Origin of the sequence: Streptomyces sp. NPDC020489 (assembly GCF_044386545.1) — a bacterium.
Classification (GTDB): domain Bacteria; phylum Actinomycetota; class Actinomycetes; order Streptomycetales; family Streptomycetaceae; genus Streptomyces.
On sequence record NZ_JBIRUZ010000007.1, the window covers coordinates 24,928 to 39,613 of the forward strand.

The following is a 14,686-nucleotide window of genomic DNA, read 5'->3' on the forward strand; positions in this document are numbered from 1 at the left end:
CCCTACCCGTCCCGTCCCTCAGGGGGCTCCGCCCCCTGGACCCCCGTCGGCCCTGAACGGGCCTCGTCCTCAAACGCCGGACGGGCTGAGAGACAAACGCCGGACGGGCTGAGTCAGCCCCGCATGTGCCTCTCCGCGAAGTCCAGTTCCAGCCTCACCTGCTTGATGCGTTCGTCCACGACCAGGGAGCCGTGGCCCGCGTCGTAGCGGTAGACCTCGTGGATGGCGCCGCGGGCCTCCAGGCGCTTGACGTAGTTGTCGATCTGGCGGATGGGGCAGCGGGGGTCGTTGACGCCGGCCGAGATGTAGACCGGGGCCTTGACCTGGTCCACGTAGGTCAGGGGTGACGATGCCTCGAAGCGTTCCGGGACCTCTTCCGGGGTGCCGCCCAGCAGCGTGCGGTCCAGGGCCTTCAGGGCCTCCATCTCGTCGTGGTACGCGGTGACGTAGTCGGCGACGGGGACGGCCGCGATGCCCAGGGCCCAGGCGTCGGGCTGGGTGCCGAGGCCGAGGAGGGTGAGGTATCCGCCCCAGGAGCCGCCGGTCAGGATCAGCCGGTCGGGGTCGGCCAGTCCCGAGGTGACGGCCCATTCCCGGACCGCCGCGATGTCCTCCAGCTCGATCAGGCCGACCCGGTGCTTCAGGGCGTCGGTCCAGGCCCTGCCGTAGCCCGTGGAGCCCCGGTAGTTGACCCTGACCACCGCGTATCCGTGGTCCACCCAGGCCGCCGGGCCCGCGGCGAAGGCGTCGCTGTCGTGCCAGGTCGGGCCGCCGTGGATGTCGAAGACGGTGGGGAGGGGGCCCGTGGCACCCCGCGGCTTCTGGACCAGGGCGTGGATACGGCCGCCCGGGCCCTCCACCCACACGTCCTCCACCGGGACCGAGCCCGGGGACTTCAGGCCGGGCGGGTCCAGGACGATCCGGCCGGTCGTGGAGCGGACCGTGGAGGGTTCGGCGGCCGAGGACCAGAGGTACTCCACGCTGCCATCGGGGCGGGCGGTCGCGCCGGAGACCGAGCCGGGCGGGGTGGGGATCCTGCTCAGTTCGCGGGTCGTCAGGTCGTAGCGGAACAGCTCGCTGCGGGCCTCGAAGCTGTGGGCGATCAGCAGGCCCGAGCCGTCCGGGTACCACTCCGCGCTCACGTCGCCGGGCAGGTCGAGGGCGAGGTCGCGCTCCTCGCCCGTCGCCACGTCCCAGACCAGCGGTTCCCAGCGGCCCCGGCGCTGGTGGCCGATGAGCAGGCGGGTGTCGCCCTCCACCGGGGCGAAGCCGAGGACCTCCAGGCCCAGCTCCAGGGTGCCGTCCTTGGTGTCGTCGAGCTCGGCGACCGCCGTGCCGTCGGGGCGGACCACGCGCAGCGCCGAGTGCATGGCGTCGCCGTGCTCGGTGTGCTCCAGGGCGATCAGCGTGCCGTCGTGGGAGAGGTCGCCGACGCCCGCCGACTCACGGTGGCGGTAGATCTCCACCGGCTCCTCGCCGGTGCGCACGACGTGGATCGTCGTACCGTCCTCGTCGGTCGAACGGCCCACCACCGCCGTGCGGCCGTCCCTGGCGAGGGCGAGGCCCGCCGGGTAGGAGGCGTCCAGACCGGGGGCGGCGAGTTCGTCCTCGCCGCCGGTGAAGGGCTGGCGGCGCCAGACGCCGAACTCGTCGCCGTCCTTGTCGTCGAACCACCAGATCCACGCGCCGTCCGGGGACAGGACGCCGTCCGTCGTGCCGTTCGGCCGGTCGGTGACCTGGCGCTGCTCGTCCGTGGCCCGGTCCCAGGCATACAGCTCGTACGTCCCCGTCGCGTTCGACACGAACAGGGAGCGGTCCGGTGCGTCCTCCGCCCAGTCCGGCAGGGACACCCGGGGCGCCCGGAAGCGCTTCTCCCAGTCCGGCGTGGCTGCGTTCTGCTCGGGCGAGACGGACCCGTTGCTCTCAGTCATGGCCCCATAGTGCCTGGCCCCGCCGACAATGCGCCGCCGAGGTCCCCAGCCTGTGGACAACCAGCACGCATCACACCCTTTGAGCCGGTCGCCGACACGCGTCACAGCCCTGAGCGGGCCGGGCTCCCGGCGCCCCGGGCACCCCCGGCGGTCCCGACCCCGCGGGCGGCCAGGACCGGGCTGCCCCGTACCGTTGAGGTGTGTACCGGTTTCTGCTGACGCCCCGGTGGTGGGGGATCAACGTCTTCGTGCTGCTCGCCATCCCCTTCTGTGTGTTCATGGGGTCCTGGCAGCTGAGCCGGTTCGAGGACCGGATGGCGGACCATGACCGGGCGACCTCGCGGGCGGCGTCGGACGGGCGGGATGCCGCGCGACCGCTGGCGGAGCTGCTGCCGGTGGACAAGGAGACGTCCGGGGACCAGGTCACCGCGACCGGGCGGTACGGCAGGCAGCTGCTGGTGCCGGGGCGGGAGCTGGACGGCAGGCGCGGCTACTACGTGCTGACCCTGCTGCGCGTCGACGGCGGCAAGGCCCTGCCGGTCGTGCGCGGGTGGCTGCCCGGCACCGCCGACGCGGCGAAGGCTCCGGCCGCGCCCTCGGGCGAGGTCACCGTCAGGGGCTCCCTGCAGGCGTCCGAGCAGCCCGGTGAGAACGGGGTCAGCGCGCAAGGAGGGCTGCCGGCGGGGCAGACGTCGGCGATCAGCGCGGCCTCGCTGGTGAACCTCGTGTCGTACGACGTCTACGACGCCTGGGTCACGCTGAACACCGGGGACTCCGGGATGAAGGCGGTGCCCGCGGCGGCGGCTCCGGACACCGGGCTGAACCTGAAGGCGTTCCAGAACCTCGGCTACACCGGCGAGTGGTTCGTCTTCGCCGGGTTCGTGGTGTTCATGTGGTTCCGGCTCCTGCGGCGCGAGGTGGAGTTCGTACGGGACGCCGAACTCGGACTGCTGCCGGAACCGGAACCGGAGCGAGAAGCGGGACCGGACCGGGAGGGAGAACCGGGACCGGACCTGGAGAAGGATCCGGCCTCGGGGCCCACGCCGTCGCCCTCCCCCGCGCCGGACGGGCAGCGGGCCTGAACCCCGGCCCGCGTCACGTGCCGTCCGCGGCGAGCGCCGCGCGCGGCTCCCGGCGGCGCGGGACGCCCGTCACGTCGTAGGGGCCAGCAACCCGGTCCAATACACCGTCCCGGCGCACGCGTTCGTCACCGTCGCCGAGGTCGACGGGGCGCCGCCCTCCGCCAAGCCGGTGATCATGACGCTGCCGTCGAGGGTGCCCTCGGTCCTCGTCATCTGGGTGGTGGTGCCGGTGTCGCCGCCCGTGGAGGTGCCCCCCGTGTCGCTGGAGTCCTCCGAGGGGGTCGGCGTCGGGGTCGGGGTGGGGCCGGTGTCGGTGGGGCAGGTCTCCGAGGGGACCCAGGCGAACTTCACGTGGTAGGACGCGCCGGGCTGGAGGACCAGCGAGGCGAGCTCGGTGGACGGGTCGGGCAGCGAGACCGCCGCGTCACCGGAGACGTGCCGGACCGGGAAGACCTTGGCGGCGTCCGCGGCGCCGGAGACCGACGTGGTCACCGAGCCGGGGCCGCTGACGGTGCAGGCCGCGGCGGAGCCGTTGGTGAAGGTGAACGTGCCGTACACCGCGCCGGCCGAGTCGGCGGGGTCGATGCTCGCGGTCGGCACGCCGAAGGAGGCGGGCGTGCACGCGGGGACGCCCGCCGTGCTGCTGGCCGAGGGGCCGGCGCTGTCGCCGCCCCCGGTGCCGGTGCCGGTGCCCTTGTCCTTGTCATCCCCCTTGGACTCGCCCTTGCCCTTGTCCTCGACCTTGTCGGAGGAGCCGCCGGAGGTGCTCTCGCCACCGTCCGGGTCCTTGCCCTGGCTCGGGCCGCCCTGGTCCTGCGAGTAGTGGGCGTTGGAGGTGGACGCGTCGGAGCCGGTGGCGCCCGAGACGTGCAGCAGGGCGGGGACCGCGGTGCCGACGAAGAGGGCGGCGGCCGCCGCGCCGACCAGTACCTGCCGCTTGCGGGCCCGGCGGGCGGGGACCGCCTGGCGCAGATGGTCCAGGGTGCCGTCGCGCGGCTCGATCTCCTGGACCGCCTGGTGCAGCAGGTGGCGCAGTGTCAGCTCGTCCGAGTCGAGCCCTGTCGAGGAGCTCTGATCGTCCAGGCCGTGGTTCACAGTTCCGTTCCCAGCAGTTGGTTGCTTCGGTGTGGGCTGACCGCCCGTGCCGCCCGGCTCACGCCTGCCCCACCGCTCCAGACGCTCGGGGGGATCCCCGGACGGCTCGTGCGGGACGTGCGGACGGCGTCCGTCGTTCTCCCCGGATCCGGAGCCGCTCATACCGGGGCCTCCATGGCGACCCGGAGGGCGGCGATGCCGCGAGAGCCGTACGCCTTCACCGAGCCCAGGGATATCCCGAGGGTCTCGGCGACCTGCGCCTCGGTCATGTCCGCGAAGTAGCGCAGGACGAGGACCTCGCGCTGGCGGCGCTGGAGGCCCTTCATCGCCTTGATGAGCGAGTCGCGCTCCAGCTGGTCGTAGGCCCCCTCCTCGGCGCTCGCCATGTCCGGCATCGGCTTGGACAGCAGCTTCAGTCCGAGGATGCGGCGGCGCAGGGCCGAGCGGGAGAGGTTGACGACGGTCTGCCGCAGATAGGCGAGCGTCTTGTCCCGGTCCCGGACGCGTTTGCGCGCCGAGTGGACCCGGATGAAGGCCTCCTGGACGACGTCCTCGCAGGAGGCGGTGTCGTCGAGGAGGAGGGCGGCGAGGCGCAGCAGGGAGCTGTAGTGCGCCCGGTAGGTCTCGGTGAGGTGATCGACGGTGGTGCCGGCTGCCGCGACATCCTCGGCGCCGTCACGCTGGCTCGGTATGCGGGCAGGCCGCGCTGCGGGCATGGGCGCGATCACCGGCATGCCACCGGCAGCACCGGCCATGCGGGGTCGTACGGCCGGTGGGCGCGGCGGCCGGAGAGCCGTGCCGCGCGAGACCGCTGTGAAATCGAGAACCTCTGCCACGCCAGTTGGACACCGCTACCCCCGTAAGGGTTGTACGGGCCGGGCGTCACTTTTGCGTCGGTCGACGAAGCGCTGGACGAGACGGCCTCCCGTCCGCTGTCAGGCAGCACAACCGACCGTGCGTCAAACGCCCTCATGCCTACCCGCTCTTCCCCTATATCCTGAATGACCGAGGTGTCCCCACACCTCGTACCGCATCCCCGCGACGTCCTGAAGGGCGTTCGCAAAGACGCTCCCCGCCCTTCACGCGGTTGCGAAGGACGGGGAGGAAAATCTTCGGACGACAAGGGCGCCCGCAGCAAGTGATCCAGGCCATCGACCCGCTCACACTTGGTTCACCGATCTTACAAACCGGGACGGTTCAGCCGCCGGTGAATTCGGCCGCGATCAACTCGGCGATCTGGGCGGTGTTCAGCGCGGCGCCCTTGCGCAGGTTGTCGCCGCAGACGAAGAGCTCGAGGGCGGTGGGGTCGTCCAGCGCCCGGCGCACCCGGCCCACCCAGGTCGGATCGGTGCCGACGACGTCGGCGGGGGTCGGGAACTCCCCGGCGGCCGGGTTGTCGAACAGCACGACGCCCGGCGCGGTGTCGAGGATCTCCCGCGCCTTGGCGACGGTGACCTCGCCCTCGAAGCGGGCGTGGACGGTCAGGGAGTGCGTGGTGACCACCGGCACCCGGACACAGGTGACCGCGACGGGCAGCGCCGGCAGTCCGAGGATCTTGCGGGACTCGTCCCGCACCTTCATCTCCTCCGAGGACCAGCCGTCCTCGCGCAGGGAACCGGCCCACGGCACGACGTTCAGCGCGACGGGCTCCGGGAACGGCCCGGTGTTGTCGCCCACGGCCCGCCGTACGTCTCCGGGGTGGGTGCCCAGTTCCGTACCGGCGACCAGGGACAGCTGCTGGCGCAGGGTCTCCACGCCGGCCCGCCCGGCCCCGCTGACGGCCTGGTAGCTGGAGACCACCAGCTCGCGCAGCCCGAACTCGGCGTGCAGCGCGCCGAGCGCGACGATCATCGACAGGGTCGTGCAGTTGGGGTTGGCGACGATCCCGCGCGGCCTGACGCGGGCCGCGTGCGGGTTGACCTCGGGGACGACGAGGGGCACCTCCGGGTCCATCCGGAAGGCGCCCGAGTTGTCGACGACGACGGCACCGCGCGCGGCGGCGATCGGCGCCCACTGCGCGGAGACCTCGTCGGGGACGTCGAACATGGCGACGTCGACGCCGTCGAAGGCGTCCTCGGTGAGAGCGATCACCTCGACCTGCTCGCCGCGCACGGCCAGCTTGCGGCCGGCCGAGCGCGGGGAGGCGATCAGCCGGATCTCACCCCAGATGTCCGCGTGCTGGGACAGGATCTGGAGCATGACCGTGCCGACGGCCCCGGTCGCCCCCACGACCGCGAGCGTCGGCCGCGGCGACCCTGTCCCGGCCATCAGCGACCCGTGCCCCCGTAGACGACGGCCTCGTCGCTGTCGGAGTCGAGCCCGAAGGCGGTGTGCACGGCGCGCACGGCCTCGTTGACGTCGTCGGCGCGGGTGATGACCGAGATGCGGATCTCGGAGGTCGAGATCAGCTCGATGTTCACGCCCGCGTCGGAGAGCGCCTCGAAGAAGGAGGCGGTGACGCCCGGGTTGGTCTTCATGCCCGCGCCGACCAGGGAGATCTTGCCGATCTGGTCGTCGTAGCGCAGGGAGTCGAAGCCGATGCCGGCCTTGTGCTTCTCCAGCGCGTCGATGGCCTTGCGGCCCTCGGTCTTGGGCAGCGTGAAGGAGATGTCCGTCAGGCCGGTGGCCGCGGCGGAGACGTTCTGCACGATCATGTCGATGTTGATCTCGGCGTCGGAGATCGCGCGGAAGATCGTGGCGGCCTCGCCCGGCTTGTCCGGCACGCCCACGACCGTGACCTTGGCCTCGGAGGTGTCGTGCGCGACACCGGAGATGATCGCCTGCTCCACCGGCTTGTCCCCTTGCTTGATCGGCTCACTGCTGACCCACGTGCCCTGGAGTCCGCTGAAGCTGGACCGGACGTGGATCGGGATGTTGTAGCGGCGGGCGTACTCCACACAGCGGTGGAGCAGCACCTTGGAGCCGGAGCTGGCCAGCTCCAGCATGTCCTCGAAGGAGATCCAGTCGATCTTCTTCGCCTTCTTCACCACGCGCGGGTCGGCGGTGAACACGCCGTCCACGTCGGTGTAGATCTCGCAGACCTCGGCGTCGAGGGCCGCGGCGAGGGCGACGGCGGTGGTGTCGGAGCCACCACGACCCAGGGTCGTGATGTCCTTCTTGTCCTGGCTGACGCCCTGGAAGCCGGCGACGATGGCGATGTTGCCCTCGTCGAGGGCCGTGCGGATCCGGCCCGGCGTGACGTCGATGATCCGGGCTTTGTTGTGGACCGAGTCGGTGATGACGCCTGCCTGGCTGCCGGTGAAGCTCTGGGCCTCGTGGCCCAGGTTCTTGATCGCCATGGCCAGCAGGGCCATGGAGATACGCTCTCCGGCGGTCAGCAGCATGTCGAACTCACGGCCGGCGGGCATCGGGGATACCTGCTCGGCGAGATCGATCAGCTCGTCCGTCGTGTCGCCCATCGCGGAAACGACGACGACCACCTGGTGGCCGTTCTTCTTCGCTTCGACGATCCGCTTGGCGACGCGCTTGATGCCCTCGGCATCGGCTACGGAGGAGCCTCCGTACTTCTGCACGACAAGGCCCACGTGCGCTCCTCGCTCAGTTCAGTCTGTGTGTTCGCAGTCCACACATACGCATATGTACTGCGGTCGGCTCAGTCTATCGAGCGTCCGAAACCACCCATCGTGAAACCACATGGTGAGACCGGTCCGCCCAGCACGACCCTGCCCATCCCCACCGTGAACACTCGGCAAAGTGGGCCAGGTCACCCGTTGACGCTCTCCGTAGTCGAACGCTAACTTCACGTCGTCGTCGCCACACCAGGAGCACACGGCTCCCCCGGGACTAGCGACGCGCGAAGGACTCCCTTCCCTTGACGACTGCGACCGTCTCCGAGATCCAGCACGTCACCCCCGCCGACCTCTTCGAGGTCCGCCCCTTCACCGCCCACTGCGAGGTCATCCGTGCCGCGGGCGACCACGCCGTCATCGGCGTCTCCCCCGGCAACAGCTACTTCTCCGCCCGCCGGGTCCTGGACCTGGCCCGCTGGTCACTCGCCCTGTTCGAGCGGGTGGACTTCGTCCACACCGACCTGCACGTGGCCGAGATGTACGAGGCCTCCGGCTATCCGGCCGAGGACGCGCGCCGCAAGGCGGTGAAGAACCTGCGCGGCGTACGGGCCAAGGTGCTGGGCGCCGTGCGGGCGGTGGACCCCGGCGGCGCCCGGCTGCGCGCCCACGCCCTGTCGGACCTGCGCGCCAACCCCGCCTACCGCGACCTGCACGAGCACCTCACCGCCCGCCTCGGCACCGACGACGAGTTCCGCACGACCTGCGAGAAGCTCGTCGGCTCCTTCCTCGCCGGCCGGGCCGAGGACGTCACCGAGACCCAGCGCGAGGTGTGCATGGCCTACGTCTGCGCCGAGGCGCCCCTCTTCCTCGACACCCCGGCGATCCTGGGCGTGCCGTCCTCCTTGAACTGCTACCACCAGCTGCTGCCGATGGCCGAGCTGCTGTACGCCCCCGGCGCGGGTCTGCGCGCCTCCCGCAACCAGGGCCACGCGATCGTCACGCCGGCCGAGGAGGTGCAGGTTGTCGTCCGTTGAGCCGCTCATCGACTTCCCGTTCTCCTGGCGCGGCGACCAGCTCCCGTCCGAGGTCGAGGAGTTGCGCACCCACGCGCCCGTGCGCCGGGTCCGCACCATCGCCGGCGACGAGGCCTGGCTGGTGTCGTCGTACGAGCTGTGCAAGCGGGTCCTGGAGGACCCGCGGTTCAGCCTGAAGGACACCTCGGCGCCGGGGGTGCCCCGGCAGTACGCGCTGACGATCCCGCCCGAGGTCGTCAACAACATGGGGAACATCACCGGCGCCGGGCTCCGCAAGGCCGTGCTGAAGGCCCTGAACCCCAAGAACCCGGGGCTGACGGAGTGGATGCGGTCCTGCGCCGCCGAGCTGGTCGACGGCCTCGTCCGCGAGGGCGCCCCGGGCGACCTGCGGGCCGGTTTCGCGGACCCGTACTCGGCCGGGATGCACTGCCGGCTGCTGGGCATTCCGTACGCGGACGCGCCGAGGCTGACGCGGAGCCTGGACATCGCGTTCATGAACTCCGCCTGTCCCGTGACCGGCGCCCGGCTCAACTGGGACCGGGACATCGCGTACATGACCGAGCGGCTGGACGACCCGGCGACCACGGGCCTGATGGCCGAGCTGGCCGCGCTCCGATCGGACCCCGCGTACGCGCACCTCACCGACGAGATGCTCGCCACGGTCGGGGTGACGATGTTCGGCGCGGGCGTGATCTCCACCTCCGGGTTCCTGACCATGGCCCTGCTGTCGCTGATCCAGCACCCCGAGCTCCAGCAGGAGCTGGTCGCCCGCCCCGAGCGGATCCCGGCGGCCGTGGAGGAGCTGCTGCGGATCAACCTGTCCATCGGGGACGGGCTGCCGAGGCTGGCGCTGGAGGACGTGACGCTGGGGGACGTCGAGGTGCGCGCGGGCGAGCTGGTCCTGGTGCTCGTCGAGGGCGCCAACTTCGACCCGGCCGCCTTCCCCGACCCCCACACCGTCGACCTCGACCGCGCCAACAGCGCCGCGCACCTCTCCTTCGGCGGCGGCCGGCACTACTGCCCGGCCACCGCGCTGGGCCGCAGGCACGCCGAGATCGCCCTGTCGGTGCTGCTGGAACGCATGCCCCGACTGGCCCTCGCGGTCCCCGTGGAGCAGCTGGTGTGGCGGACGGGGTTCATGAAACGGCTCCCGGAGCGGCTGCCGGTGCTGTGGTGATCGCGGGCTGAGCAACTCGGCGACCGGCCGTCTTTAAAGTTCAAGCATTAGGGTTCGCCTGTGCGCGTACTGCTGGTGGAAGACGATGAGCCGGTCGCCGAGTCGCTCCGGCGCGGACTGCTGCGCTACGGCTTCGAGGTGGCCTGGGTCACCACGGGCGGAGCGGCCCTCGCCCACGAGGAGCCCTACGACGTCGTCCTCCTGGATCTCGGCCTGCCCGACACCGACGGGCTGGACGTGTGCCGGGCGCTGCGCGAGCGCGGTGACGTGCCGATCATCGTGATCAGCGCGCGCAGCGACGAGACGGACCGGGTGGTCGGTCTGGAGCTCGGCGCGGACGACTACGTCTCCAAGCCGTTCGGGGTCCGGGAGGTCATCGCGCGGATACGGGCGGTGCTGCGGCGGACGCAGCCGCGCGCCGGGCAGGCCGCGGCCGGTCCCGACCGGTACGGCGACCGGCTCACCGTCGACCGCAAGGCCGCCCGGGTCCACCTGGACGGCGAGGAGGTCCCGCTCGCCCCCAAGGAGTACGACCTGCTGGCGTTCCTCACCGAGGAGCCGGGCGCGCTGATGTCGCGCGAGCAGATCATGGAAGCGGTCTGGGACGCGAACTGGTTCGGGCCGACGAAGACCCTGGACGTCCATGTGGCGGCGCTGCGACGCAAGCTGGCCGGGGCGATCACCATCGAGGCGGTCCGGGGCGTCGGTTTCCGGCTGGAGATCGTCAAGGACCCCGGGGCCTCATGAACCGCCAGCTCATCCGGAGTTACATCCTGCTCGTCGCGGTGGCGATCTTCCTGTTCACGGTGCCGGTCGCCTTCACCCTCACCAAGCAACTGCGGGACGACACCCGGCAGTCCGTGCTGCGCGAGGCCCACACCATGGCGCTGCTGCTCGGCAACGGCGACCGGGCCTCGTGCGAGGCGCTGTCGAAGGTGGCCAGGGCGTACGGCGACGTGCAGGCGACCCCGACGGCCGCGTGCGACCCGAAGCTGCCGCGGCCCACCCCGGACGCGGCGCTGACCCGGGCCGTGCGGGACAACGAGCCCACCACCGACTGGGGTTCCGACGTCGTCTGGGGCAGCCATCTGACGGTCACGGTCCCCGTCGAGGGCGACGCGGCCGTACGGATCGTCTACGCGACCTCGGACATGACCAAGCGGCTGTGGCAGATCTGGGGCTTCCGGGCGGCGCTGGCCGTGCTGGTGCTGGCGGCGGCCGCGGCGATCGGCGCGTTCGCGGCCAGGCGCATCACCGCGCCGCTGCGTGAACTCAACGCCATGGCCAGCAGGTTCGGCGACGGCGACCTGACCGCCCGCTCGCCCGTGACGGGCCCGCCGGAGACACAGACGCTCGCGCGGACCCTCAACCAGGGGGCGGAACGCCTGGACACCCTGGTCGCCTCGCAGCGGATCTTCGTCGCGGACGCCTCCCACCAACTGCGCACCCCCCTGACGGCGTTGCGCCTGTCGCTGGACAACATCGCGGACGGTGTGGACGACGAGTTCGTGCGCGAGGACGTCGAGCAGGCGACCGCCGAGGTGGTCCGGATGAGCCGGCTGGTCAACGGGCTGCTGGTGCTGGCCCGGGCGGAGGCGAAGGTGTCGGCCGCGGAGCCGCTGTCGCTGCCGGACATCATCGCCGAACGCCTCGCGGTGTGGAGGCCGGCCGCCGACGAGCGCGGAGTCACCATCGCGCTCAGGGGGAGTGATGTCGGCGGCCGGCTGCTGGTGCTGGCCAGCCCCGGCCATCTCGACCAGGTGCTGGACAACGTGCTCTCGAACGCGTTGGAGGTCTCCCCGGACGGCGGGAGGATCACCGTCCAGGTCGAGACGCGGGGGGACGAGGTCGTGTTGTCGGTCCTCGACCAGGGGCCGGGCATGTCCGACGCGGACAAGTCCCGTGCCTTCGACCGCTTCTGGCGCGGTCAGGGGCTGACCGGGCGCTCCGGCTCCGGGCTCGGCCTCGCCGTCGTCAAGCAGTTGGTGACCGACGACGGCGGGACCGTGACGCTCGGGGACGCGCCCGGCGGCGGGCTGTCGGTGCGGATCAGCCTTCGGGCATCGCCGAGGAGTGGTGGTTGACGATCTTCCACTCGCCGTCGCGCTTCTCGTACTCGTAGGTGTAGCGGGCCTTGACGACGCGCTTTTCGCCGGTGTCCGGGTCGGTGAGCGTGAACTCGTAGACGCCGCTGTCGAGGGCCGAGTTGTGGTCGAGGATGTTGACGTGCGTCTCGATCTTCTTGCCGACCGGCTTGTTCTTGAGGAAGTGCTCGAAGTAGTCGACGATGGCGCCGTGGTTGCTGCGGACCTTGTTGGAGACCGTGGGCAGCAGCACCGCGTCCGTGCCGTACCGGGCCGCGACGGTCTCGGGGTCGCCGGTCCGCAGGGCCTTGTTCCAGCCGTCGAACTGCGCGGCGATCTCGGCCCGCGTCGGCTTCTTGGACTGCTTCTCCGGCCCGGCGACCCCGACTCCGGCGGCGAAGGTACCGACGGCGACGAGGGCTCCGGCGGCGACGACGGCTACACGCTTGGTTATCGGTCGAGGGGTCATCTCATCTCCCGTACGAGCAAGGGGGCTTGCTTCCTCCGCGCTCTGTCGCGGCCCCTTGCGGGGTTCCTGTGGAGGAAGTGACTCCAGACTCGCGTGCCGCCGGTTAGCGACCGTGCAGGTGTCGTACAGGGGACGTCCAGGGATGATCCAACTCACGGTCGGTGAGCGGGCGGTGACACCAGGTCAAGGGCGTACCCTCCCCGCCCGGAGGCACAGCGGAACCGCGCCGTGCCGTGCGCGGGGACGGGGTGGCCGGGTGGGCGACACAGTGCTGCTGGCCGGGATCGTGCTGCTCGGATCCTCGGTCCAGTGGCTCACCGGCATGGGCTTCGCCCTGGTCGCCGTACCCGCGCTCGTCCTGCTGCTCGGGCCCACGCAGGGAGTCGTGCTCGCCAACTGCGCGGCGGGCGTCATCTGTGTCGTGGGCCTGGCGGGCGGCCGGCGGCACGTCCGCCTCGCCGCCATGGTGCCGCTGTGCGCCGCCGCCGCCTGCACGGTCCCGGCGGGCACCTGGATGACCCGCCGGCTCCCCGAGTCCTGGCTGCTGCTGGTCATGGGCGCGCTCGTGACCGCGGCCGTGCTGGTGATCATGCGCGGGGTGCGGATACCCGCGCTGCGCGGCACCCGGGGCGCGATCGCGGCGGGCGCGGCAGGCGGCTTCATGAACGCGGCGGCCGGGGTGGGCGGACCACCGGTCTCCCTCTACGCCCTCAACGCGGGCTGGACCGTACGGGAGTTCGTCCCCAACGCCATGTTCTACGGGGTCGTCGTCAACGCCTTCTCCGTCGCCTCCAACGGGCTTCCGGAGCTGACCGGACCGCAGTGGACGTCCGTCGCCGCCGCGATGGCGCTCGGCGGGGTCGTCGGCAGGGGGCTCGCCACCCGGATACCCGAGGAGCGGGCCCGTCTGCTGGTCCTCCTGCTCGCCCTGGCCGGCGGGATCACGGCCGTCGGCAAGGGCCTGTGGGGGCTGTAGGGCTGTGAGAGCGGTACCGGAGGCGCTACGGCCCTACTGCACCGGCCGCAGCCCCAGGGGGCCCGCGATCTCCTCCGCCATCACCCGGCCGGCCTCGAACTCCAGGGTCTCGTCACCGACGCTCTGGTCGGTGTCCAGGCCGTCCAGCTCCGCCAGGGGCTGGTTCAGGCGGACGTGCGCCACCACGGACTGGAGCGCGCGCAGGGTCGCGGACGCGGTGGAGCCCCAGTTGGAGAAGTAGGAGAACTGCCACCACCACAGGGCCTCCGAGGTACGGCCGGCCTTGTAGTGGGCCATGCCGTGGCGCAGGTCGGTGATGACGTCCGTGAGGTCGTCGGAGATCCGGGCCGGGACCGGGGCCTTGCGGGGCTCGTAGGGGTCGAAGACCTCGGAGTAGACGTCGATCGGGTCCAGCAGCCGGGCCAGGTTCTCGCGGAGCTCGTCCACGTCGGCGTCCGGGCCCGTGTCGGGCTCGTAGCGCTCGTCCGGGACGATGTCCTCATGGGCGCCCAGGCGGCCGCCGGCCAGCAGCAGCTGGGAGACCTCCAGCAGGAGGAAGGGGACGGCCGAGTCGGGCTCGTCGCCCTTCGCCACCTCCATGACGGCCACCAGGAAGCTCTCGACCTGGTCGGCGATCTGGACCGCGAAGTCGTCGGGGTCCGGTGCAGTCGCGTGCAGCGTGGCGTCAGACATCTAGGAGTCGTCTCCCCTCGAAGGCGCGGCCGAGGGTCACCTCGTCCGCGTATTCCAGGTCGCCGCCCACCGGGAGGCCGCTGGCCAGGCGGGTGACCTTGAGGCCCATGGGCTTGATCATGCGGGCGAGATACGTGGCCGTGGCCTCGCCCTCCAGGTTCGGGTCCGTGGCCAGGATCAGTTCCGTGACCGTCCCGTCGGCCAACCGCGCGAGAAGTTCTCGTATACGCAGGTCGTCGGGACCGACACCCTCGATCGGGCTGATGGCGCCGCCCAGGACGTGGTACTTGCCGCGGAACTCGCGCGTGCGCTCGATCGCCACGACGTCCTTCGGCTCCTCCACCACACAGATCACCGAGGGGTCGCGGCGGCTGTCGCGGCAGATGCCGCACAGCTCTTCCTGTGCCACGTTCCCGCAGGTCGCGCAGAAGCGGACCCTCGCCTTGACCTCCATCAGGCACTGCGCGAGACGGCGTACGTCCGTCGGCTCCGCCTGCAGGATGTGGAAGGCGATCCGCTGCGCGCTCTTGGGACCGACGCCGGGCAGCCGCCCCAGCTCGTCGATGAGGTCCTGGACCACGCCTTCGTACACGGACTGCCGTCCTTCCTGGGTTC

Annotated in this window: 14 protein-coding genes; 6 read left to right on the forward strand and 8 right to left on the reverse strand. The window is 71.5% G+C overall.

Going from position 1 to position 14,686, the window contains the following annotated elements; translation table 11 throughout:
* Window positions 1-113: 113 nt before the first annotated feature.
* Window positions 114-1,931 (reverse strand): prolyl oligopeptidase family serine peptidase, encoded by a 1,818-nt coding sequence (locus ACH41F_RS19790; RefSeq protein WP_391233061.1) that lies wholly within the window; start codon window positions 1,929-1,931, stop codon window positions 114-116.
* A 200-nt stretch (window positions 1,932-2,131) separates the two neighbouring features.
* Between ACH41F_RS19790 and ACH41F_RS19795 the strand changes: the two genes are divergently transcribed.
* Window positions 2,132-3,013, forward strand: a complete 882-nt coding sequence (locus ACH41F_RS19795; RefSeq protein ID WP_391233062.1) for an SURF1 family cytochrome oxidase biogenesis protein — start codon at window positions 2,132-2,134, stop codon at window positions 3,011-3,013.
* 69 nt (window positions 3,014-3,082) lie between these two features.
* On the opposite strand, the gene ACH41F_RS19800 is transcribed toward ACH41F_RS19795, so the two are convergent.
* The 4 genes from ACH41F_RS19800 to ACH41F_RS19815 form a co-directional block, all read right to left on the reverse strand.
* Window positions 3,083-4,108 carry a hypothetical protein gene (locus tag ACH41F_RS19800; protein WP_391233063.1) on the reverse strand — a complete coding sequence of 342 codons (1,026 nt, stop codon included), beginning with the start codon at window positions 4,106-4,108 and terminating at the stop codon, window positions 3,083-3,085.
* A gap of 158 nt (window positions 4,109-4,266) precedes the next feature.
* Window positions 4,267-4,944, reverse strand: a complete 678-nt coding sequence (locus tag ACH41F_RS19805) for a SigE family RNA polymerase sigma factor (RefSeq protein WP_391233064.1) — start codon at window positions 4,942-4,944, stop codon at window positions 4,267-4,269.
* A gap of 361 nt (window positions 4,945-5,305) precedes the next feature.
* Window positions 5,306-6,376, reverse strand: a complete 1,071-nt coding sequence (locus ACH41F_RS19810) for an aspartate-semialdehyde dehydrogenase (protein ID WP_391233065.1) — start codon at window positions 6,374-6,376, stop codon at window positions 5,306-5,308.
* Complete coding sequence (locus tag ACH41F_RS19815; protein WP_391233068.1) at window positions 6,376-7,653, reverse strand: aspartate kinase; 1,278 nt, start codon at window positions 7,651-7,653, stop codon at window positions 6,376-6,378. Before ACH41F_RS19815 ends, ACH41F_RS19810 begins: the two co-directional genes overlap by 1 nt.
* Before the next feature lie 287 nt (window positions 7,654-7,940).
* Between ACH41F_RS19815 and ACH41F_RS19820 the strand changes: the two genes are divergently transcribed.
* Genes ACH41F_RS19820 through ACH41F_RS19835 form a run of 4 tightly spaced genes read left to right on the forward strand, consistent with a single transcriptional unit; the run spans window position 7,941 to window position 11,933 of the window.
* A complete protein-coding gene (locus ACH41F_RS19820) occupies window positions 7,941-8,672 on the forward strand; it encodes a tRNA-dependent cyclodipeptide synthase (RefSeq protein ID WP_391233070.1) in 732 nt (243 codons plus the stop codon).
* The gene (locus tag ACH41F_RS19825) at window positions 8,659-9,849 is read left to right on the forward strand and encodes a cytochrome P450 (protein WP_391233071.1); all 1,191 of its coding nucleotides are present in this window, start codon (window positions 8,659-8,661) and stop codon (window positions 9,847-9,849) included. Before ACH41F_RS19820 ends, ACH41F_RS19825 begins: the two co-directional genes overlap by 14 nt.
* Window positions 9,850-9,909: 60 nt before the next feature.
* Window positions 9,910-10,596: a response regulator gene (locus tag ACH41F_RS19830; protein WP_391233073.1), complete on the forward strand. Its 687-nt coding sequence runs from the start codon at window positions 9,910-9,912 to the stop codon at window positions 10,594-10,596.
* The gene (locus tag ACH41F_RS19835) at window positions 10,593-11,933 is read left to right on the forward strand and encodes an ATP-binding protein (protein WP_391233074.1); all 1,341 of its coding nucleotides are present in this window, start codon (window positions 10,593-10,595) and stop codon (window positions 11,931-11,933) included. Before ACH41F_RS19830 ends, ACH41F_RS19835 begins: the two co-directional genes overlap by 4 nt.
* Here the strand turns inward: ACH41F_RS19835 and ACH41F_RS19840 are convergent.
* Window positions 11,899-12,402 carry an SgcJ/EcaC family oxidoreductase gene (locus ACH41F_RS19840; RefSeq protein ID WP_391233075.1) on the reverse strand — a complete coding sequence of 168 codons (504 nt, stop codon included), beginning with the start codon at window positions 12,400-12,402 and terminating at the stop codon, window positions 11,899-11,901. The two genes, ACH41F_RS19835 and ACH41F_RS19840, sit on opposite strands and share 35 nt — an antisense overlap.
* 256 nt (window positions 12,403-12,658) lie before the next feature.
* Between ACH41F_RS19840 and ACH41F_RS19845 the strand changes: the two genes are divergently transcribed.
* The gene (locus ACH41F_RS19845; protein ID WP_398836777.1) at window positions 12,659-13,378 is read left to right on the forward strand and encodes a TSUP family transporter; all 720 of its coding nucleotides are present in this window, start codon (window positions 12,659-12,661) and stop codon (window positions 13,376-13,378) included.
* Between the two features lie 33 nt (window positions 13,379-13,411).
* On the opposite strand, the gene ACH41F_RS19850 is transcribed toward ACH41F_RS19845, so the two are convergent.
* Window positions 13,412-14,071, reverse strand: coding sequence for a DUF5063 domain-containing protein (locus tag ACH41F_RS19850; RefSeq protein WP_391233078.1), 660 nt, complete (start codon window positions 14,069-14,071; stop codon window positions 13,412-13,414).
* Window positions 14,064-14,663 carry a recombination mediator RecR gene (gene recR, locus ACH41F_RS19855; RefSeq protein WP_391233080.1) on the reverse strand — a complete coding sequence of 200 codons (600 nt, stop codon included), beginning with the start codon at window positions 14,661-14,663 and terminating at the stop codon, window positions 14,064-14,066. The genes ACH41F_RS19850 and recR overlap by 8 nt, the downstream gene beginning before the upstream one ends.
* Window positions 14,664-14,686 lie beyond the last annotated feature (23 nt).

Excerpts from the sequence above, each read along its gene's own strand:
- ACH41F_RS19790 (WP_391233061.1), bottom strand. The coding sequence starts at position 1,931 with ATGACTGAGAGCAACGGGTCCGTCTCGCCCGAGCAGAACGCAGCCACG.
- ACH41F_RS19850 (WP_391233078.1), bottom strand. The coding sequence starts at position 14,071 with ATGTCTGACGCCACGCTGCACGCGACTGCACCGGACCCCGACGACTTC.
- ACH41F_RS19840 (WP_391233075.1), bottom strand. The coding sequence starts at position 12,402 with ATGACCCCTCGACCGATAACCAAGCGTGTAGCCGTCGTCGCCGCCGGA.
- ACH41F_RS19810 (WP_391233065.1), bottom strand. The coding sequence starts at position 6,376 with ATGGCCGGGACAGGGTCGCCGCGGCCGACGCTCGCGGTCGTGGGGGCG.
- ACH41F_RS19835 (WP_391233074.1), top strand. The coding sequence starts at position 10,593 with ATGAACCGCCAGCTCATCCGGAGTTACATCCTGCTCGTCGCGGTGGCG.